This window comes from Streptomyces sp. TRM70350 (assembly GCF_019219825.1).
GTDB lineage: Bacteria > Actinomycetota > Actinomycetes > Streptomycetales > Streptomycetaceae > Streptomyces.
Map to the genome: position 1 here is coordinate 175,684 of NZ_JAHUXH010000012.1, position 16,814 is coordinate 192,497.

The window sequence follows — 16,814 nt, forward strand, 5'->3', positions numbered from 1 at the left end:
GCCGCAACAGTTCCCGTGGTGCAGGCCTCAGGCCCGACGGCGGGTCCACTCCGGTTCCGTACGCGCCCACGCGCGCTCCCACTCCGCCATCCGGTGCCGGTCCGCCACCCGGCGGACGGCGGCGTGGCCGACCAGCACCACGCCGACCGTGCCGGCCGTGGCGCAGATCCCCATGGTCAGACTGTGCTGCCAGATCGTCGCCGCGCTTGCGGGCGGCGGCACGCTGCGGCCGCGCCCGTCGAACCACACGTCGACCGTCTCCCCGGGCCGCGTCCCCGCCGGAACCCGCGCCGTGCCCGTCCGGGGGTCCTCGCCGGGCTCCGTCCAGCGCACGGTCGCCCGGTACGAGTACTCCCGGCCGCCGTGCACCGTGGGCAGCGTGTCGGGGGTTCGGCCGACGACCTCGGCACGGACGTGCCGCCGGTCCTCCCGCTGGGCCGCCGCGGTCTGCCGTGCCTCGCCGTGCGCCCACCAGCCCGCCAGGGCCCCGGCCAGCGGCGCGCCCAGGAACAGCAGGACCGCGACGGCCAGCACCGTCCACGCCTCGACGACGTCCGACCTGCGCCGCAGCGGATTGCGCCGCCAACGCCAGCCGCGCACCCGGGTTCGCATCTCCGCCTCCTCGCCGTCACCGAGCCCGGAAGCCGTACCGGCACCTCCCGGGCCCATGTACGCGTGCGAGAGCCACATGCTTCAGGTACCCCGTCCCACGGACTTCGTTCATGGGGACCGACGATGAGGGGGACGGGGCGGCGCAGGGGGCGGGTGCTCAGCCGAAGCGCTCGATCCGGATCCGGTCCACCGGCTGGCCCGCCGCCACGAGCAGACGGGAGGCGTGCTCGGCGAAGGCGTCGGAGCCGCACACATAGGCTTCCCACCCACCGGGAGGCGCCGCCTCCAGGAGGGGCGCCACATGCGCCGCGCTCATCCGACCCACCGGTACGCCCGGCGGCGCCGTGCGCGTGAAGACGGGCGTCGTCTCGGCGCCGTACTCTCGCGCGAAGATCAGCTCCTCGGGGGTCCGCGCGGACACCAGCAGCCGCAGCGGCACGGACAGGCCGCGCGCCCGGTGGTGCCGCACCATCGACATCAGCGGTACGACGCCGGATCCGGCGCCGATCAGCAGCGCGGCCCGGTCGCCCGGCCAGGCGAAGAAGCCGCTCAGCGGCCCGCGCACCTCGACCCGGTCGCCGGGCCGGGCCTCGGTGTGGAACCAGCCGGAGACCTCACCGCCCGCGACGTGGTCCAGGGTCAGCTCGATGTGCCCGGAGTCGTCCGGCGCGGACGCGATCGAGTAGTGGCGCTGGGCGGTGTAGCCGTCCGCGGCCGTCAGCCGGAGCATCAGGTGCTGGCCGGGCAGATGCCCCGCCCAGGCGGGCACCGCGAACCGGAAGGTGGCCGCGCGCGGTGTCTCGCGGCGGATCTCGGTGAGGGTGGCGGTCTGCCAGCGGCCCGCGGTGCCGTTGCTCACGGCGATCCGGCCGGGCACGGCGAACCGCGTCGGGGGAGTGAACGTGTCAGTCACCGGAGTACCGCTGCTCCTCCCACGGGTTGCCCCGCGCGTGGTAGCCGTTCTGCTCCCAGAAACCGGGCTCGTCGTGGTCGAGCAGGCGGAGGCCCGCGATCCACTTAGCGCTCTTCCAGAAGTACAGATGCGGCACCAGCAGCCGCGCCGGCCCGCCGTGTTCGGGCGGGAGCGGCCGGCCGTCGTACTCCCAGGCGATCCAGGCCTGTCCGCCGGTGAGGTCGGCGAGCGGGAGGTTCGTGGTGTACCCGGTGTGCGCGTAGGCGACGGCGTGCGTGGCCGTCGGCAGCGGGCGGACCTGCTCCAGGAAGGCGTCGAGCGAGACGCCCCCGAAGCGCACCCCGAACTTCGACCAGCTCGTCACGCAGTGGATGTCCCCCTCGTACGCGGACGCCGGCAACGCGTGCGCCTGCGCCCAGTCCCAGGTGCGGGGCGCCTCCACCAGGCCGTCGACGCGGAAGGTCCAGTCGGCGGGGGTGAGGTCGGGGGTGACCTCGGCGGACAGGACGGGCCAGTCGTCGCCCGCGTCGTACTGGCCGGGCGGCAGCCCCGGGTTGTCGACGCGCGGACGCCCGGTGAAGCCTCGGGTGACGTTCATGCGGGTGGTGCCTCCAGACCGCCGGTGCGGCGGCCCGCGGGTAGAGCGTGATCAGTGCGTACGCGTACCACCGTACGGGGTACGAGGACATGCCCCCGGAGGCGGTCGCCGTCCGACCCGTGGGGTAGGGTGACCGTCCGGCTGAGGGCGGTCCCAGCCGTGCGTGACCGAGGAGGTGGGACCCATTACCGCTGTGCCAGGTCGGGTGCTCTCCCCTCATGTCGGCGCGGACCACCGGCAGTAGACGACCGAGAGAGCGCCCTTCGGCTTCCGAAAGGCTCTCACCCCGCATGCCCCTGCCGCTTTCCCCTTCCCGCGCCTCCGTGGTCGCCGCGTTGCGTGCCGCGGGCTGTGTCTTCGCCGAGGACGAGGCGGAGCTGATCCTCGGCGCCGCCCGCACCCCGGACGAACTCGCCGCGATGGTGGCCCGCCGCAGCGACGGACTGCCCCTCGAACTCGTCCTCGGCTGGGCCGAGTTCCGCGGGCTGCGCATCACCGTCGAACCCGGCGTCTTCGTCCCCCGCCGCCGCACCGAGTTCCTGGTCGAACAAGCCGTCGCCGCCGCCCCGCACGCCTCGGTCGTCGTCGACCTGTGCTGCGGCTCGGGCGCGGTGGGCGCCGCCCTCGCCGCGGCCCTGGACCGGGTCCAACTGCACGCCGCCGACATCGACCCGGCCGCGGTGCACTGCGCCCGGCGCAATGTCGCCGGGCACGGCGGCCGGGTCCACGAAGGCGACCTGTACGCGGCGCTCCCCGGCGAACTGCGGGGCCGCGTCGACATCCTCGCCGCGAACGTCCCCTACGTCCCCACCGCCGAGGTCGGTCTCCTGCCCGCCGAGGCACGTGACCACGAACCGCCCACCGCCCTCGACGGCGGCGCCGACGGACTGGACGTGCTGCGCCGGGTCGCCGCCGGTGCCGCCGAGTGGCTCGCGCCCGGCGGCTGCCTGCTGAGCGAGACCAGCCAGCGCCAGGCCCCCCAGGCCGTCGCCGCCTTCGACCGGGCCGGCCTCACGACCCGTCTGGCGGTGTCGGAGGAGCTGCACGCGCATGTGGTGATCGGCACCAACTGACGTCGGTTCACAGGGCGCGGGCCCGGGTCAGTCTCCCGTCTGCGCCCGGGCGATGAGGACGGCCACGTCGTCGTGGTTGTCGGGGTGGTGCAGGGTGCGGACGAGGAGGTCGCAGACGTCTTCCAGGGGGCGGGTCGGGTCGTCGAGGAGCGCCAGCAGGGTGTCCAGGCGTTCGTCGAGGGAGTGACTGCGGGTCTCCACCAGGCCGTCGGTGTAGAGGACGAGTTCGTCGCCGGGGTCGAGGTCGAAGACGGTGGTGGTGAACTCGACGCCGCCCACGCCCAGCGGCGCGCCGGTCGGCAGGTCGAGCAGCTCGCGCGTTCCGTCGCCGCGGACGCGGACGGGCGGCAGATGGCCCGCGTTGGCGATCCGGCAGCACCGCTGCCGGGGGTCGTGGACGGCGTAGAGGCAGGTGGCGATCGAGTGGTCCAGGCCCTCGGTGATCCGGTCCAGGTGTTCGAGGAGCACCGCCGGGTCCAGGTCGAGGGAGGCCAGGGTGTTGGTGGCGGTGCGCAGCCGGCCCATGGTCGCCGCGGCGGTGATGCCGCTGCCCATCACATCGCCCACGACGAGCGCGGTCTTGCCGCCGTCCAGCGGAATGACGTCGAACCAGTCGCCGCCGACCTCGGTGGCGGCGCCGGCCGGCTGGTAGCGGGAGGCGACTTCGAGGCCGCCGGTGACGGACGGATGGCTGGGCAGCAGGCTGCGCTGGAGGGTGAGGGCGGTGTCGCGGGCGTTCTGGTACCAGCGGGCGTTGTCGATCTGCACCGCCGCACGGGCGGCCAGTTCACGGGCGAGCAGGAGGTCGTCCTCGCCGAACGGCAGCGGGTTGTGGATGCGCTTGAGGTCGAGGGCGCCCAGCACCTCGCCGCGCGCGATGAGCGGGACGGCGAGATACGAGTGGACGCCCGAGCGGGCCAGCAGGGCGGCCGCCTCCGGGGACCGGGCGATGCGCGGCAGGTCCTCCTCCTTGACCCGCGGGACCATCACCGGCCGGCCGGTGCGCACGCACTCGGTGACCAGGCGGTCGGGGCCGTAGCGGGCCACCTGTCCCGGCGGGTCGGCCGCCCGCAGGGCCTCCGGTGCGTCGTCCGCCCGTACCGCCAGGGCCCGGATCACCGCCGGTTGGGACGGGTCGGGGCTGCTGCGGCGGCCGCCCACCACCGAGTCCAGCAGGTCCACGGCGGCCACGTCCGCCAGCTCCGGTACCGCGACGTCGGCCAGTTCGTGGGCGGTGCGGTCCAGGTCCAGCGTGGTGCCGATGCGGGCCGACGCGTCGGCGATGAGCGCCAGCCGCCGCCGCGCGGCCTCCGCCTCCACGCCCGCCCGGTACTGCTCGGTGACGTCCACGACCGACAGGGCGACGCCCAGCACCGTGCCGCGGGCGTCCTCCAGCCGGTACAGCGAGATCGACCAGGCGTGGTCCTCGTGCGGGTCGGCCGGGGTACGGCCGACGGCGGGGTGGTCGACCAGCGGCTGCCCGGTGTCCAGGACGTGCCGCAACGCGGCCTCCAGGGGCGCCAGCTCCAGCATCGGCAGCACCTCGCCGATGGTCCGGCCGATGTGTTCCTCGGCCGGGACGCCGTTGATCCGCTCCAGCGCCGCGTTCACGGACACATAGCGCAGCCCGGCGTCCAGGACGGCCAGCCCGATCGGTGACTGCGCGATCACCCGCGTGGACAGCGCGACGTCCTGCTCCAGCCGGCGCACGGTCGACTGGTCGGCGGCGAGGCCCAGGGCGTAGACGTCGCCCCGGTCGTCCAGCAGCCGCATGTTGCGGAACTCCACCAGGCGGGTGCTGCCGTCCTTGCGGCGCACCGGGAAGGCACCCGCCCAGGCCCGACCGGTCGCCATGACATCGGCGAACAGCTTCCTGACCAGGTCGAAGTGCTCCTCGTGCACCATCACCCGGGCGGCGTAACGGCCCAGCGCCTCGTGCGCCGGGTAGCCGAACAGCTCCTCGGCCTGGGGGCTCCACAGGACGATGCAGCCCTTGGCGTCCAGTACCACCGAGGCCACGCCCAGCACGTCGAGCAGGCCGCTGGGCCGCTCCGGCCCGCTGCCCGGCTCGGTCCCTTCGGCCACCGGTGGCCCGGTTGCACCCATCCCACGCACCGCCTTCGCCTTCCGCACGGCACGCCGTCCTCGTGCCGACTCCCCTTGCCGTACCGCGCTCAACCCTCTCTCTTACGCCACCACAGCCCTACTCCACCATCCCTCAACATGACTGGGGGTGTCTGGCGATCTGCATCCTGACCGACGGCAAGACGTACCGCTTCACGAAGAGCTGAGCCGGTGCTCCTCTCGGGGCTGTACATCCCGGAATGTGGTGGTTTTCTGGGAGTGCGGCACGGGGCTGTGCGGGAACCCGCTGCCGTACCGCAGTGCGGCCACGAGAGGAGCCCCACGATGGACAGTGAGCGACTGCACCCGGAATCCGTCTCCCTGGAGATCAGCGGATGCAGCAAGGAGGACGCCCGGATCGTCTTCGACACCCTGTGCGCGTGCTTCGACTCGGACCGGTGCTCCGACGACATACCGCGCGAGTGGCACGAGGTCCGGCCGACGGTGTGGCTGGGCACCTTCGAGGTCTCCGAACCGCACGAGGGCCCTCGCCCCGCCACCCCCCGGCTCTCGGCCTCCGTCGAGGCCGACGCGCACGGCGGCTACTGGGCGATCGACCGCTTCCGCACCACCCTGCACGACCTGTTCAAGGTGCAGGACCTCGCCACGGCCTCCGGCGACCAGGAGCGGGAGCTGCACGTACGGCTGGAGAGTCGCTGACACCCCTCCCGTTATGCAACTAGTTGCATAAACCGTGCGCGGTCGTCTACAACAGAGGGACGTCACCGCGCACGGAGGGGCCATGAGCCGTTACCCGCACCTGCTGAGCCCGCTCGACCTGGGCTTCACCACCCTGCCCAACCGCGTCCTGATGGGCTCCATGCACGTCGGCCTGGAGGAGGCCGAACGCGGCTTCGAGCGCATCGCGGAGTTCTACGCCGCCCGGGCACGCGGGGGCGTGGGCCTGATCGTCACCGGCGGCATCGCACCCAACGACGAGGGGCGGCCGTACGAGGGCGGCGCCAAGCTCACCACCGAGGTGGAGGCCGAACAGCACCGGCGGATCACCGAGGCCGTGCACCGCGAGGGCGGCCGGATCGCCCTGCAGATCCTGCACTTCGGCCGGTACGCCTACCACCAGGACCTGGTCGCCCCCAGCGCCCTCCAGGCCCCGATCAGCCCCTTCCCGCCCCGCGCGCTCACCGACGCCGAGGTCGAGCGGACCATCGACGACTACGCCCGCGCCGCCCGCCTCGCCCGGCGGGCCGGATACGACGGCGTGGAGATCATGGGGTCCGAGGGCTATCTGATCAACGAGTTCATCGCCGCGCAGACCAACCACCGCACCGACCGCTGGGGCGGCTCGTACGAGAACCGCATGCGCTTCCCGGTCGAGGTCGTCCGGCGCGTGCGCGAGGCGGTCGGTGAGGACTTCATCGTCATCTACCGGCTGTCGATGCTGGACCTCGTGCCCGGCGGCTCCACCCTCGACGAGGTGATCGCGCTCGCCAAGGCGGTCGAGGAAGCCGGGGCGACCCTCATCAACACGGGCATCGGCTGGCACGAGGCGCGCATCCCCACCATCGCCACCTCGGTGCCGCGCGGCGCGTACACCTGGGTCACCAAGCGGCTCATGGGCGAGGTGTCCGTACCGCTCGTCACCACCAACCGCATCAACACCCCCGAGCTGGCCGAGCAGTTGCTGGCCGACGGGTGCGCCGACATGGTGTCCGTGGCCCGCCCGATGCTCGCCGACCCCGACTTCGTCGCCAAGGCCGCAGCGGGCAAGCCGGAGGCCATCAACACCTGCATCGGCTGCAACCAGGCCTGTCTCGACCACACCTTCAGCGGGCAGATCACCTCCTGCCTGGTCAACCCGCGCGCCTGCCACGAGACCGAGCTGGTGCTCTCCCCGACCCGGCGGCGCAAGCGGGTCGCCGTCGTCGGCGCGGGCCCGGCGGGCCTGGCCTGTGCCGTCAGCGCCGCCGAACGCGGCCACGCGGTCACGCTGTTCGACGCCGCGAGCGAGATCGGCGGGCAGCTCAACGTCGCCCGCAAGGTCCCCGGCAAGCAGGAGTTCGACGAGACGCTGCGCTACTTCCGCCACCAGCTCGACGCGCACGGGGTGGACGTCCGCCTCAACACGCGCGTGACCCCGGCCGACGTGTCCGACCACGACGAGGTCGTCGTCGCCACCGGCGTCACCCCGCGCACCCCGGACATCCCCGGCGTCGACCACCCTAAGGTCCTCGGCTACCTGGACGTGCTGCGCGACGGCGCCCCCGTCGGCGACCGCGTCGCGATCCTCGGCGCCGGCGGCATCGGCTTCGACGTCGCCGAGTACCTCACCGACTCCGGCGACAAGGCGCACGAGGACCCGGCGACGTACTTCCGCCACTGGGGCGTCGACATGACCTATGAAGGCCCCGGCGGACTCGCCGCCCCCGAGCGGCCCGCACCGCCGCGCACAGTTCATCTGCTCCAGCGCAAGACCAGCAAGGTCGGCGCGGGCCTCGGCAAGACCACCGGCTGGATCCACCGCACCGAGCTCAAGCACCGCGGCGTCACCATGGTCCCGGGCGCGCGCTACGACCGTATCGACGACGCCGGACTGCACATCACCGTCGGCGAGACCAGCACGGTCCTGGAGGTCGACACCATCGTGCTGTGCACCGGGCAGGAGCCGCGCCGGGATCTGTACGAGGAGCTGGTCGCCGCCGGGCGCCCCGCGCACCTCATCGGCGGTGCCGACGTGGCCGCCGAGCTGGACGCCAAGCGCGCCATCAGGCAGGGCACCGAACTGGCGGCCGCCCTGTAGTCATGGGGCCCGTCCCTAGGATGGCCACCATGTCACTCCCGCACGCGATCCTCACCGCCCTGCTCGAAAAGCCGTCCTCGGGGCTGGAGCTGACCCGCCGCTTCGACCGGTCGATCGGCTACTTCTGGTCGGCGACGCATCAGCAGATCTATCGGGAGCTGGGAAAACTGGAGGCCGAGGGGCTGATCCGGGCCCTGCCGACCGAGCAGCCGGTGCGCGGGCAGAAGAAGAGCTACGAGGTGCTGCCCGCGGGCCGCGCCGAACTGGCCCGCTGGACCGCCGCCGCCCAGGATCCCAGGCCGCACCGCGACCCGCTGCTGCTGCGGCTGCGCGCCGCGGCCGTGGTCGGCACCGAAGGCGTCGTGGACGATCTGCGCCGCCATCTGGACCTGCACCGGCGGCAGTTGGCGGAGTACGAGGAGATCGAGCGGCGCGACTTCCCGCCGGGCAAGGACAGCCCCCAGGACCGGCTCCAGCACCTGGTGCTGCGGGCGGGCATCGACCTGGAGACCTTCTGGACGCGCTGGCTGGAGCACGCCCTGGCGGAGTTCGCCGAACTGCCGACGGAACAGCGCTAGACGTCGTCTGGCAGCCGGGCTCAGAGCCGGTACGGCTTCGAGCGGCGGCGCAGGAACCAGACCGTGGCGATCACCCCCGTCCCCACCAGCGCCCCGCCCGCCACCAGCGTCAGCGTGCCGTAGTCCCGGCTGGCGCCGCCGACGCCGCCGATCACACCGCGTGTGGGCGAGGCCGTGGACGTCGACGAGATGGTCGGCCTGGACGGGGCGGCCACGATGACGGACTGGGTGCCGGCGGTGTTGCCGTTGGAGCACATGACGATGACGGTGTACGTGCCCGGGCTGACGTTGGTCCAGGCCGCGTTCTGCTGGGTGACCGTGCCGGTCACCGGCACCTGGCGGCCCTGGGCGAAGTTCGCCTGGCTGCTGCTGAGGAGCGAGGCGGTGCCCCATCTGCCGTTCACCTGGGTGCACGCGCTGGTCGTCACCGAGACCGTGGAGCCGACGGTGCTCACCGAGATACCGGTGTTCGCGGCGGCCGGTCCGGCGGTCAGGGCCAGCGGCAGCGCGGCGGCTGCCAGGGCCGCCCCGAGAAGAGGCTGAGAAGTACGCATGGAACCCTCCGGCGGCACGGTTGGCGGTACATCCCTTGCGCCGCCGAGGTCGGGGAACGCCCGTGCTGCCTCAAAGGCAGCCAACGTGCCCCCGGCCCGTCCCGCATGCGGACCGCACCCGCACAGGTGACGTGTTCCGCCGTCCAGGGCATGCCCGGAGGTCTCAGCGCCCCTCGCCGGTCGTCACCGTCCGCTCCGCCGAGAAGCCGCCCCAGGTGCCGTCCGGCAGTCGCGCGCGGAGCCGCACCCGATGGCTCACCCCGGCCTCCCGCCCGATGTAGAAGCTGTACGTCGCCCTGCCCCGGGGCACGGCCCCGCCCCAGACGAGGGTGGTGGCCGGGCGGCCGTCGAGCTGGACCTGGTACTCGGTGATCACCCCGTCCACCTCAGGCGGCACCCACGACAGGTCGATGTGGTACGCCCCGTCGGCGCGCCGGGTCGTCGCACGGAAGTCGGTCGGCGCGGTGTCCCGCCCGTCGTCCGTGCCCGGCGCGGTGGTCAGCCGGACGGCGGCGCTGGCGGGGGAGAGGTTGTCCGCCGCGTCCCGCGCCCGGACGGTGAAGGAGTAGCGGGTGCCCGGCCGCAGCCCCGTCACCACGGTCGCGGTCTGTCCCCCGCCCACACTGTGGATCTTCGTGCCGCTTTGGTACACGTCGTACGACGCCACGCCCCGGTCGTCCGTCGACGCGGCCCACGACAACTGCGCCGCCCGGCTCCCGGCGGCCCGCCCCCGTGCCTCGCCCGGCCGTGAGGGGGCCGCGGTGTCGGACGCGACGGCGGCGGGTGTCCTCGCCCGCACCTCACGGCTGCGCGGCCCGAGCCGCCCCTCGGCGTCCCGGGCCCGCACGCTGAAGACGTACGTCGTCGACGGCTTGAGCCGGGTCACGTCCACCATGTGCTCGGAGCCGGGGACCTCCTCCACCTTGGTGGCGTCGCGGTACACCTCGTAGACGCTGACGCCGCGTGAGGCCACGGCGTTCCACATCACATGGACGCTGGTCGCGCTGCCCGCCGCCGCGGTGACCCCCGTCGGCGCGGCGGGCAGCCGCCCCTCGTCGCCGTCCGCCGTACCGCCCCAGCCGCAGGACGAGACCAGCAGCAGCACGCCGGGGACCAGGGCAGCGGGGACGGGAACGCGTCGCACGACTGGCCTCCCGGGATGGCACGGCGGCAATGGTCCGGACCAATATGACGCGTCTGACGCGATCACATCAAGAGGGTGGTGTGTTCCGGAGCACCGCGCGCGGTTACGTATGCTGAAGCGAGCACGGACGAACTCGCCCTGAGTCGTGCGGAGTTCGTGCTGTGGCGCGGACCGCTGTCGTCGCTGAACCCGCGCCGGCCGGGGCGGCCGGGAGGCCGAGCCGACACGGGCTCGGATCCCGCCCCCTGGTGGACACGCGTGGCGTGCACCGTCCGGACCCCTCGGATGGCCTCATGATCGGGAACAGCATCAGATGGTGCGGAGTGACCGTCAGTGTCCCCCAGCAGAGAGTCTTCTATCGTGCGTGTCCAGTTGCTCGCGCTGGCCGCGGCAAGTGCCGCCCTGCTCGCCCCGGCGACGCCCTCGACCGCCCACCCTCCCAAGGAACCCCGCTCCCGGCACGAGAGACCGGCCGAGGGCGCCGTCCGGGCGGCCGACCTGCTGGCCAAGGTGCGGGACTGCATCCCCGTGTCCAGAGGCCACTACCGCACCGACGCCGGCAGGCCCGCGACCGTCCCCGTCTGCGGCACCCGCGACGCCGTCTTCTGGACGGCGGACATGGACATCGACTGCGACGGCCGCCCCGGCCGCCGCTGCAACCGCCGCGCCGACCCGTACTTCGCCGCCGGCACGGCCTTCCAGGACTCCGACGGCCGCCACTTGAACGCCGAACGCCTCCCGTACGTCGTCGTGCCCGTCCCCAGCCGCATCTGGGACTACCGCGAGCACGGCGTGCGCGGCGGGTCGGCGGCGGCCATCATCTATCGCGGCCGGGTGCAGTACGCGGTCGTCGGTGACGCCGGGCCTCGCGCGGTCATCGGCGAGGCGTCGTACGCCGCCGCCCGGGCCCTCGGCATCCCGCCCGACCCGCTGAGTGGGGGGACGGACTCCGGTGTCACCTACGTCGTCTTCAAGGGCTCGCGGGTCTCACCCTTGGAGAGCGAGGCCGCCGCTGTGGCGGAGGGGGAGCGGCTGGCGCGGCGATTTGTGGACGGTGGGTGAGTGGTCGCCAAGTCCGCCTGCCGTGGCTGAGTGGCCGTCAGACGGCGGACCAGCCGTCGTCGACGGGCAGGATCACGCGGCGATGCCGGTGCTGGTGCCGCCCGGGGCGATGGCGTTCTCGGGCGCCGACATGCGGTCCATGATCCCGGCGCTGTTCACCAGCACGTCCACCCCGCCGAACCGCTCCACCGCGGTCCGCGTCACCCGGTCGACGACGGCAGACCGTCGCCGCCGAGCCCTCGGCGTTGAGGTCCGCCACCACGACCCGGGCGCCCTCGGCGGCGAAGGCCAGGGCGGCGGCGCGCCCGATGCCGGAGCCCGCTCCGGTGACGATGACGCTGCGGCCGTCCTCGTGCGTCAGGGCGTCCACGCGACCACCGGCGAGCAGATCGGCCCGGCGGTCGGGGTCCTGGCGCGGACCGTGTGGCGGTACTTCCCGAGCAAGGAGAGCTGCGTACGGCCGTTGTTCTCGGCCGGGATCGAGATGCTCGCGGGGTGCCCGCGCGACTGGCGACCGGGACGGCCGCTCGTGGCCGGTCCCGAGCGCACGCTCCTCGGGCCGCTGGTACGGCACACCCGGACCGAGCCGGGCCTGCGCGCGGTCTGGCTCCAGACGTACGGCGAGGCAGAACCGGCGTGCGCCCGCGCCCTCGCCGAGCGGGCCGGGCTGTCGGCCGACGACCCGCGGGCGGCCATCCAGGCGGCGATGTTCAACGCGGCGCTGCGGGCGGCGGTGGAGCACTGCGCCTGGCGGGCCGCCGGGCGCGGGGCGGAGGAGGACGAGCTGGAGGTGACGGTGCGCTCGGCGTCGGCCGCCGTGGCGGAGGGATTGAGGTGAGGAGCCGAGGCGGTACGGCGGCGGAGGGGGCGACCGGGAAGTCACTGCCCGCACACCCTCCGCCGTCGGTGGAAGGGCCCGGCCTGACAGTCAGACCTTGCGGTAGCTGTACGCCTCCGAGGCCGCCGCCACCACCGCGTCCAGGTCGGCTCCCGTGGCCGCCGTGACGACCGCGGCGACGGCGCCCTCGACGAACGGGCAGTCCACCAGGCGGGTCCGGGCGGGAAGCTCGTCGCCCTCGGCGAGCAGCGCCTTCACGGTGAGGACGGCGCTGCCGAGGTCGGTGAGCACGGCGACCCCGGCGCCCCGGTCCACGGACGCGGCCGCGGCGGCGATCAGCTCCGCACTCGTCCCCAGCTCGCCGCCCTCGGTGCCGCCCGCCGGGGCGACGGGCACCGCCGTACCGCCGCCCGCGAGCCCCTTCGCCAGCTCGGCCACGGACTCGGCCACCTGCGCGCTGTGCGACACCAGCACGATCCCGACCAGCTTCTCGTCACTCATCGGCGGCCTCCGCGAGCCCCGCGATGAGCAGTGCCGACGAGGTGGCGCCCGGGTCCTGGTGCCCGATGCTCCGCTCGCCCAGATAGCTGGCCCGGCCCTTGCGGGCCTGCAACGGGGTCGTCGCCAGCGCGCCCTGCTCGGCGGCGTTGCGCGCCGCGCCGAAGGAGTCACTGAGCGCGTCCACCCCCGGCACCAGGGCGTCGATCATCGTCTTGTCGCCGGGCGCGGCCCCGCCGAGCGTCATCACGGCGTCCACGCCCGCCCGCAGCGCGTCGGCGAGCTGCGCCCGGTCGACCTCGGCGGCGTCGCCGAGCGCCTTGCCGGTACGGCGCAGCAGCGTGCCGTACAGCGGCCCGGAGGCCCCGCCGACCGTCGAGATCAGCTGCCGCCCCGCCAGGGTCAGGATGGCGCCGGGCGTGTCCGGGGCCTCCTTCTCCAGCGCCGCCGTCACGGCGGTGAACCCGCGTTGCAGATTGCTGCCGTGGTCGGCGTCCCCGATGGGGGAGTCGAGGGCCGTGAGCCGTTCCGCCTCGCGGTCCACGGACGCGGCGGTCGCCGCCATCCAACGGCGGAAGAAGTCGGCGTCGAGCACTGGGTCTCCTCGCGTGGTAGGTGCCTTGATCGTCCCGTCGCCGTGTCACATACCCCAGCGCAGCCCCGGCGTCCGCACCGGCGCGTCCCACAGCCGCAGCAACTCCTCGTCGATCTGGCACAGGGTGACCGAGGCGCCCGCCATGTCGAGGGACGTCACATAGTTGCCGACGAGGGTGCGGGCGACGGCGACCCCGCGTTCGGCGAGCACCCGCTGCACCTCGGCGTTGAAGCCGTACAGCTCCAGCAGCGGGGTCGCCCCCATGCCGTTGACCAGGACCAGGACGGGATTGCTCGGGGCCAGGTCCTCCAGTACGGCATGCACCGCGAAGTCGGCGATCTCGCGCGAGGTCATCATCGCCCGCCGCTCCCGGCCGGGCTCGCCGTGGATGCCGATGCCCAGCTCCAGCTCGCCGGGCGGCAGATCGAAGGTGGGGGTGCCCTTGGCGGGCGTGGTGCAGGCGCTCAGCGCCACGCCGAAGCTGCGCGAGCTCTCGTTGACCTGCCGCGCGATCGCCTCGACCCGCTCCAGCGGCTGCCCCTCGTCGGCGGCGGCCCCGGCGATCTTCTCCACGAACAGCGTGGCGCCGGTGCCGCGCCGCCCGGCGGTGTAGAGGCTGTCGGTGACGGCCACGTCGTCGTTGACCAGCACCTTGGCGATCTGGATGCCCTCGTCCTCGGCGAGCTCGGCGGCCATGTCGAAGTTGAGCACGTCACCGGTGTAGTTCTTCACGACGAACAGCACGCCGGCCCCGCTGTCCACGGCCGCGGCCGCGCGCAGCATCTGGTCCGGCACGGGGGACGTGAAGACCTCCCCGGGGCAGGCGGCCGACAGCATCCCGGGTCCCACGAACCCACCGTGCAACGGCTCGTGCCCCGAGCCCCCACCGGAGACGAGCGCGACCTTGCCCTCGACGGGCGCGTCCCGCCGTACGATCACCCGGTTCTCCACATCGACGGTCAACTCCGGATGAGCCGCCGCCATACCGCGCAGCGCGTCCGCGACGACGGTCTCCGGTACGTTCATGAGGATCTTCATGGGGGCCTCCTGATGAGATCAGATGAGCCGCTGACCTGCGTTTCAGCCGGTCAGGACCAGTAAGCTCGATCGTCGGTCTTGGCGGGTCTGGCGGTGCTGATGTGGAGGGCTGCTGTCGGCAGTATCGACCTTGAGACGGTGAAGGTCACGCGGGCGGATGGTTCCCCAGACAGAATCATCATCGCTCACTGTGACAATTGAGGGGGGTGGCGGTGATCGCGAACCGTATGTGCCGGGCTCGGTGGCCTGCGCCGGGCGGCGGCGACGCAGAGCGGCTCAGGCCTTGCGTACGGCGTCGGCCACCTGGTCGAGCAGCGCCCGCAGCCGTGCGGTCTCCTGCAGGCCCAGATCATCGGTGACCTGGCAGCTCCTGCACATGCCGGTGGCGCGGTGTTCACGGCGCTCCAGCTGCCCGCGGCCCTCCAGCCGCGCCACCGGCGAGGCCACGGCCCGGGGCCCACGTTGAGGCGGCGGGCCAACTCCGCGCCCGTCAGCCCCGGTTCGGCGTGCACCGACATCAGGCGCCCGCTGGGCATCGCGACCGCGCACTACACCCTGCCCGACCGGCTCCTCGTCACGCTCAAAGGTGGCGCTGCGGTCGGGCGGGCACGTCCAGGAGAGCCCCGTGAGGAAGCCACGTGATCGCCATGGATCCCCCGGGCGCCATCGTCGTCACCGCGCTCGCGGCCGGTAACGCCGTCACTGCTCAACCTGGCCAGTTGAGCTCCTCGCTCCGGAAGCGGTCGTCACACGCGGCGGCTGTGCTCCCTGCCCGCTGCCTCCGACGCCGGGCTGGGGCCGAGCGATACTCGGAACGGCCCACGGACGGATCAGTAGTTCTGCCACTCGTGCCGCGCGTACTCGAGCACCGCGGGATCCATCAAGGTGCTCGCCCGGACGTGCTGGGGGCGGCGGTCGACCGGGAAGACGGAAGCGGCCTCCAGCACGGCGTCGTCCAGGAAGCGCAGCGGTGGGGCGTCCCCGGCCAGGCGCAGCGTCGGCGGCGGACCGTCGGTGCCGGGGGTGGCGAGGACGAATCCCCAGTTGCCGAAGCTGGGAACATCCACCTGGTACTCGGTGGTGCGGTAGCCGGCCTGCTCGATGGTGGTGGCGATGGACCAGTACGACTTGGGGGCGAAGAACGGGGACCCGCCCTGCACCACGACGTGGCTGTCGGGGTTCAGGGCGTGCCGGAGCAGGTGGTAGAACTCGACGCTGTAGAGCTTGGCCAGCGCGGCGGTGTCCGGGTCCGGAAAGTCGATCACGACGGCGTCATGGCGCCCGCCGGCGTCCCGCAGCCAGTTGAAGGCGTCGGCGTGGACGACGTTGACCCGCGGGTCGCCGAACGCGTCGTCGTTGAGGTCGGTCAACGGCCCGAAGGTACGAGCGAGCCGCGTCATCGCCGGGTCGAGATCCACCAGCGTCACCTCCTCGACATCGTCGTAGCGCAGCACCTCCCGCAGGGCCAGCCCGTCCCCGCCGCCCAGGATCAGGACGGAGGAGCGTTTCCCCGACAACGCCGGATGCACGAGGGCCTCGTGGTAGCGGTACTCGTCGACGGACGAGAACTGAAGGTCCCCGTTGAGGAACAACCGCGTGTCGGGCCTGCCCGTGAACGCGGTGGACCGGGTGACGACGATGTCCTGGTAGACCGTGCTCTCGGCATGGATGATCGGGTCCCGGTACAGCTGCTGACGAGCCGTGACCTCGATGTCGTCCGCCAGCACATAGACCGTGCCGAGAACGGCGATTACGGCGGCGGAACCGCCCAGGAGCGCCATGCGCACGGCACGTCGGGTCTCCCGGCGGAAGATCCACAGCACGACGACGACACCGGCCACGGCATTGACCGCGCCCACCACCAGCGCTCCCTTGAGCTGCCCGAAGGTGGGCAGGAGCAGCAGCGGAAAGCACAGTCCGCCGATCAGCGCCCCGACGTAGTCCGCGGCGAACAGGTCGGCGACGGCGCTGCCCGCCTCCTGTCGTCTGATCCGCTGCAGCAGCGTCATCAGCAGCGGAATCTCCGCCCCGATGAGGAGGCCGACGACGAACGACACCGCCACCATGGCCGGCATGTAGATCCGCAGCCAGGCGAACGTCACGTACAGGATGAGCACCGACAGGCCGCCGACGAGCGCCAGCGCTCCCTCCAACAGGGCGAAGGCTCCGACCGCGCGCCGCTGCATCGGCTTGGCGGCCAGGGAACCGAGGCCCATGGCGAAGACCATGACGGAGATGACCACGGAGGTCTGCGTCACGGTGTTGCCGATGAGGTAACTGCCCAGCGCGGTCAACGCCAGCTCGTAGACCAGACCGCAGGCGGCACAGACGAACACCGCGAGCAGGAGCAGGAAGCGCGCCGCCCGCGAGTACCTCGCGGGCGGCTGTGCGACGGCCGGGTCGGTGCGATCCGGGGCGGTGGTACTCAC

Annotated in this window: 17 protein-coding genes and 1 pseudogene; 6 read left to right on the plus strand and 12 right to left on the minus strand. The window is 73.0% G+C overall.

Features of this window, described 5'->3' with window-relative positions; translation table 11 throughout:
- Nucleotides 1-27: 27 nt before the first annotated feature.
- From KWI83_RS20375 to KWI83_RS20385, 3 genes are all read right to left on the minus strand, one after another.
- Nucleotides 28-612, minus strand: a complete 585-nt coding sequence (locus tag KWI83_RS20375) for a hypothetical protein (RefSeq protein ID WP_218515845.1) — start codon at nucleotides 610-612, stop codon at nucleotides 28-30.
- 157 nt (nucleotides 613-769) lie between these two features.
- A complete protein-coding gene (locus KWI83_RS20380; RefSeq protein ID WP_218515790.1) occupies nucleotides 770-1,525 on the minus strand; it encodes a ferredoxin reductase in 756 nt (251 codons plus the stop codon).
- Entirely contained in the window at nucleotides 1,518-2,123 is a 606-nt protein-coding gene (locus KWI83_RS20385) for a sulfite oxidase-like oxidoreductase (protein WP_218515791.1), read from the minus strand. Before KWI83_RS20385 ends, KWI83_RS20380 begins: the two co-directional genes overlap by 8 nt.
- A gap of 290 nt (nucleotides 2,124-2,413) precedes the next feature.
- Here KWI83_RS20385 and KWI83_RS20390 point away from each other — a divergent pair, with 290 nt between their 5' ends.
- Nucleotides 2,414-3,196, plus strand: coding sequence for a putative protein N(5)-glutamine methyltransferase (locus tag KWI83_RS20390; RefSeq protein WP_218515792.1), 783 nt, complete (start codon nucleotides 2,414-2,416; stop codon nucleotides 3,194-3,196).
- A gap of 27 nt (nucleotides 3,197-3,223) precedes the next feature.
- Here the strand turns inward: KWI83_RS20390 and KWI83_RS20395 are convergent, their stop codons facing one another.
- A complete protein-coding gene (locus KWI83_RS20395; protein WP_218515793.1) occupies nucleotides 3,224-5,302 on the minus strand; it encodes a SpoIIE family protein phosphatase in 2,079 nt (692 codons plus the stop codon).
- Nucleotides 5,303-5,605: 303 nt separating this feature from the next.
- Between KWI83_RS20395 and KWI83_RS20400 the strand changes: the two genes are divergently transcribed.
- From KWI83_RS20400 to KWI83_RS20410, 3 genes are all read left to right on the plus strand, one after another.
- A complete protein-coding gene (locus KWI83_RS20400; RefSeq protein ID WP_218515794.1) occupies nucleotides 5,606-5,980 on the plus strand; it encodes a hypothetical protein in 375 nt (124 codons plus the stop codon).
- An 82-nt stretch (nucleotides 5,981-6,062) separates the two neighbouring features.
- On the plus strand, nucleotides 6,063-8,078 hold the full coding sequence (locus KWI83_RS20405; protein ID WP_218515795.1) for an NADPH-dependent 2,4-dienoyl-CoA reductase: 2,016 nt from the start codon (nucleotides 6,063-6,065) through the stop codon (nucleotides 8,076-8,078).
- A 29-nt stretch (nucleotides 8,079-8,107) separates the two neighbouring features.
- Nucleotides 8,108-8,656: a PadR family transcriptional regulator gene (locus tag KWI83_RS20410; protein WP_218515796.1), complete on the plus strand. Its 549-nt coding sequence runs from the start codon at nucleotides 8,108-8,110 to the stop codon at nucleotides 8,654-8,656.
- 20 nt (nucleotides 8,657-8,676) lie between these two features.
- On the opposite strand, the gene KWI83_RS20415 is transcribed toward KWI83_RS20410, so the two are convergent.
- Both KWI83_RS20415 and KWI83_RS20420 read right to left on the minus strand, forming a co-directional pair.
- Nucleotides 8,677-9,210: a hypothetical protein gene (locus KWI83_RS20415; RefSeq protein ID WP_218515797.1), complete on the minus strand. Its 534-nt coding sequence runs from the start codon at nucleotides 9,208-9,210 to the stop codon at nucleotides 8,677-8,679.
- Between the two features lie 163 nt (nucleotides 9,211-9,373).
- A complete protein-coding gene (locus tag KWI83_RS20420) occupies nucleotides 9,374-10,354 on the minus strand; it encodes a fibronectin type III domain-containing protein (RefSeq protein ID WP_218515798.1) in 981 nt (326 codons plus the stop codon).
- Between the two features lie 360 nt (nucleotides 10,355-10,714).
- On the opposite strand from KWI83_RS20420, the gene KWI83_RS20425 reads away from it, so the two are divergent.
- The gene (locus tag KWI83_RS20425) at nucleotides 10,715-11,416 is read left to right on the plus strand and encodes a glycoside hydrolase family 75 protein (RefSeq protein ID WP_218515799.1); all 702 of its coding nucleotides are present in this window, start codon (nucleotides 10,715-10,717) and stop codon (nucleotides 11,414-11,416) included.
- Nucleotides 11,417-11,539: 123 nt separating this feature from the next.
- Here KWI83_RS20425 and KWI83_RS20430 read toward each other — a convergent pair.
- Nucleotides 11,540-11,786: pseudogene (locus KWI83_RS20430) on the minus strand (SDR family NAD(P)-dependent oxidoreductase); the annotation flags it as partial.
- On the opposite strand from KWI83_RS20430, the gene KWI83_RS20435 reads away from it, so the two are divergent.
- The gene (locus KWI83_RS20435) at nucleotides 11,769-12,254 is read left to right on the plus strand and encodes a TetR family transcriptional regulator (protein WP_218515800.1); all 486 of its coding nucleotides are present in this window, start codon (nucleotides 11,769-11,771) and stop codon (nucleotides 12,252-12,254) included. The pseudogene KWI83_RS20430 and the gene KWI83_RS20435 overlap by 18 nt on opposite strands.
- 90 nt (nucleotides 12,255-12,344) lie before the next feature.
- Here KWI83_RS20435 and dhaM read toward each other — a convergent pair whose 3' ends face one another.
- The 5 genes from dhaM to KWI83_RS20460 form a co-directional block, all read right to left on the minus strand.
- On the minus strand, nucleotides 12,345-12,755 hold the full coding sequence (dhaM, locus tag KWI83_RS20440; protein ID WP_218515801.1) for a dihydroxyacetone kinase phosphoryl donor subunit DhaM: 411 nt from the start codon (nucleotides 12,753-12,755) through the stop codon (nucleotides 12,345-12,347).
- Nucleotides 12,748-13,347, minus strand: a complete 600-nt coding sequence (dhaL, locus tag KWI83_RS20445) for a dihydroxyacetone kinase subunit DhaL (protein ID WP_218515802.1) — start codon at nucleotides 13,345-13,347, stop codon at nucleotides 12,748-12,750. Before dhaL ends, dhaM begins: the two co-directional genes overlap by 8 nt.
- Nucleotides 13,348-13,392: 45 nt before the next feature.
- On the minus strand, nucleotides 13,393-14,385 hold the full coding sequence (dhaK, locus tag KWI83_RS20450; RefSeq protein WP_218515803.1) for a dihydroxyacetone kinase subunit DhaK: 993 nt from the start codon (nucleotides 14,383-14,385) through the stop codon (nucleotides 13,393-13,395).
- 276 nt (nucleotides 14,386-14,661) lie between these two features.
- Nucleotides 14,662-14,832 carry a hypothetical protein gene (locus tag KWI83_RS20455; RefSeq protein ID WP_218515804.1) on the minus strand — a complete coding sequence of 57 codons (171 nt, stop codon included), beginning with the start codon at nucleotides 14,830-14,832 and terminating at the stop codon, nucleotides 14,662-14,664.
- Nucleotides 14,833-15,215: 383 nt separating this feature from the next.
- On the minus strand, nucleotides 15,216-16,814 hold the full coding sequence (locus KWI83_RS20460) for a polyamine aminopropyltransferase (protein ID WP_218515805.1): 1,599 nt from the start codon (nucleotides 16,812-16,814) through the stop codon (nucleotides 15,216-15,218).

Bases quoted from the DNA above. Each gene is read 5' to 3' on its own strand.
- KWI83_RS20385 (WP_218515791.1), bottom strand. From the start codon at position 2,123: ATGAACGTCACCCGAGGCTTCACCGGGCGTCCGCGCGTCGACAACCCG.
- KWI83_RS20415 (WP_218515797.1), bottom strand. From the start codon at position 9,210: ATGCGTACTTCTCAGCCTCTTCTCGGGGCGGCCCTGGCAGCCGCCGCG.
- KWI83_RS20410 (WP_218515796.1), top strand. From the start codon at position 8,108: ATGTCACTCCCGCACGCGATCCTCACCGCCCTGCTCGAAAAGCCGTCC.
- dhaK (WP_218515803.1), bottom strand. From the start codon at position 14,385: ATGAAGATCCTCATGAACGTACCGGAGACCGTCGTCGCGGACGCGCTG.
- KWI83_RS20395 (WP_218515793.1), bottom strand. From the start codon at position 5,302: ATGGGTGCAACCGGGCCACCGGTGGCCGAAGGGACCGAGCCGGGCAGC.
- dhaM (WP_218515801.1), bottom strand. From the start codon at position 12,755: ATGAGTGACGAGAAGCTGGTCGGGATCGTGCTGGTGTCGCACAGCGCG.
- KWI83_RS20405 (WP_218515795.1), top strand. From the start codon at position 6,063: ATGAGCCGTTACCCGCACCTGCTGAGCCCGCTCGACCTGGGCTTCACC.
- KWI83_RS20390 (WP_218515792.1), top strand. From the start codon at position 2,414: ATGCCCCTGCCGCTTTCCCCTTCCCGCGCCTCCGTGGTCGCCGCGTTG.
- KWI83_RS20400 (WP_218515794.1), top strand. From the start codon at position 5,606: ATGGACAGTGAGCGACTGCACCCGGAATCCGTCTCCCTGGAGATCAGC.
- KWI83_RS20375 (WP_218515845.1), bottom strand. From the start codon at position 612: ATGCGAACCCGGGTGCGCGGCTGGCGTTGGCGGCGCAATCCGCTGCGG.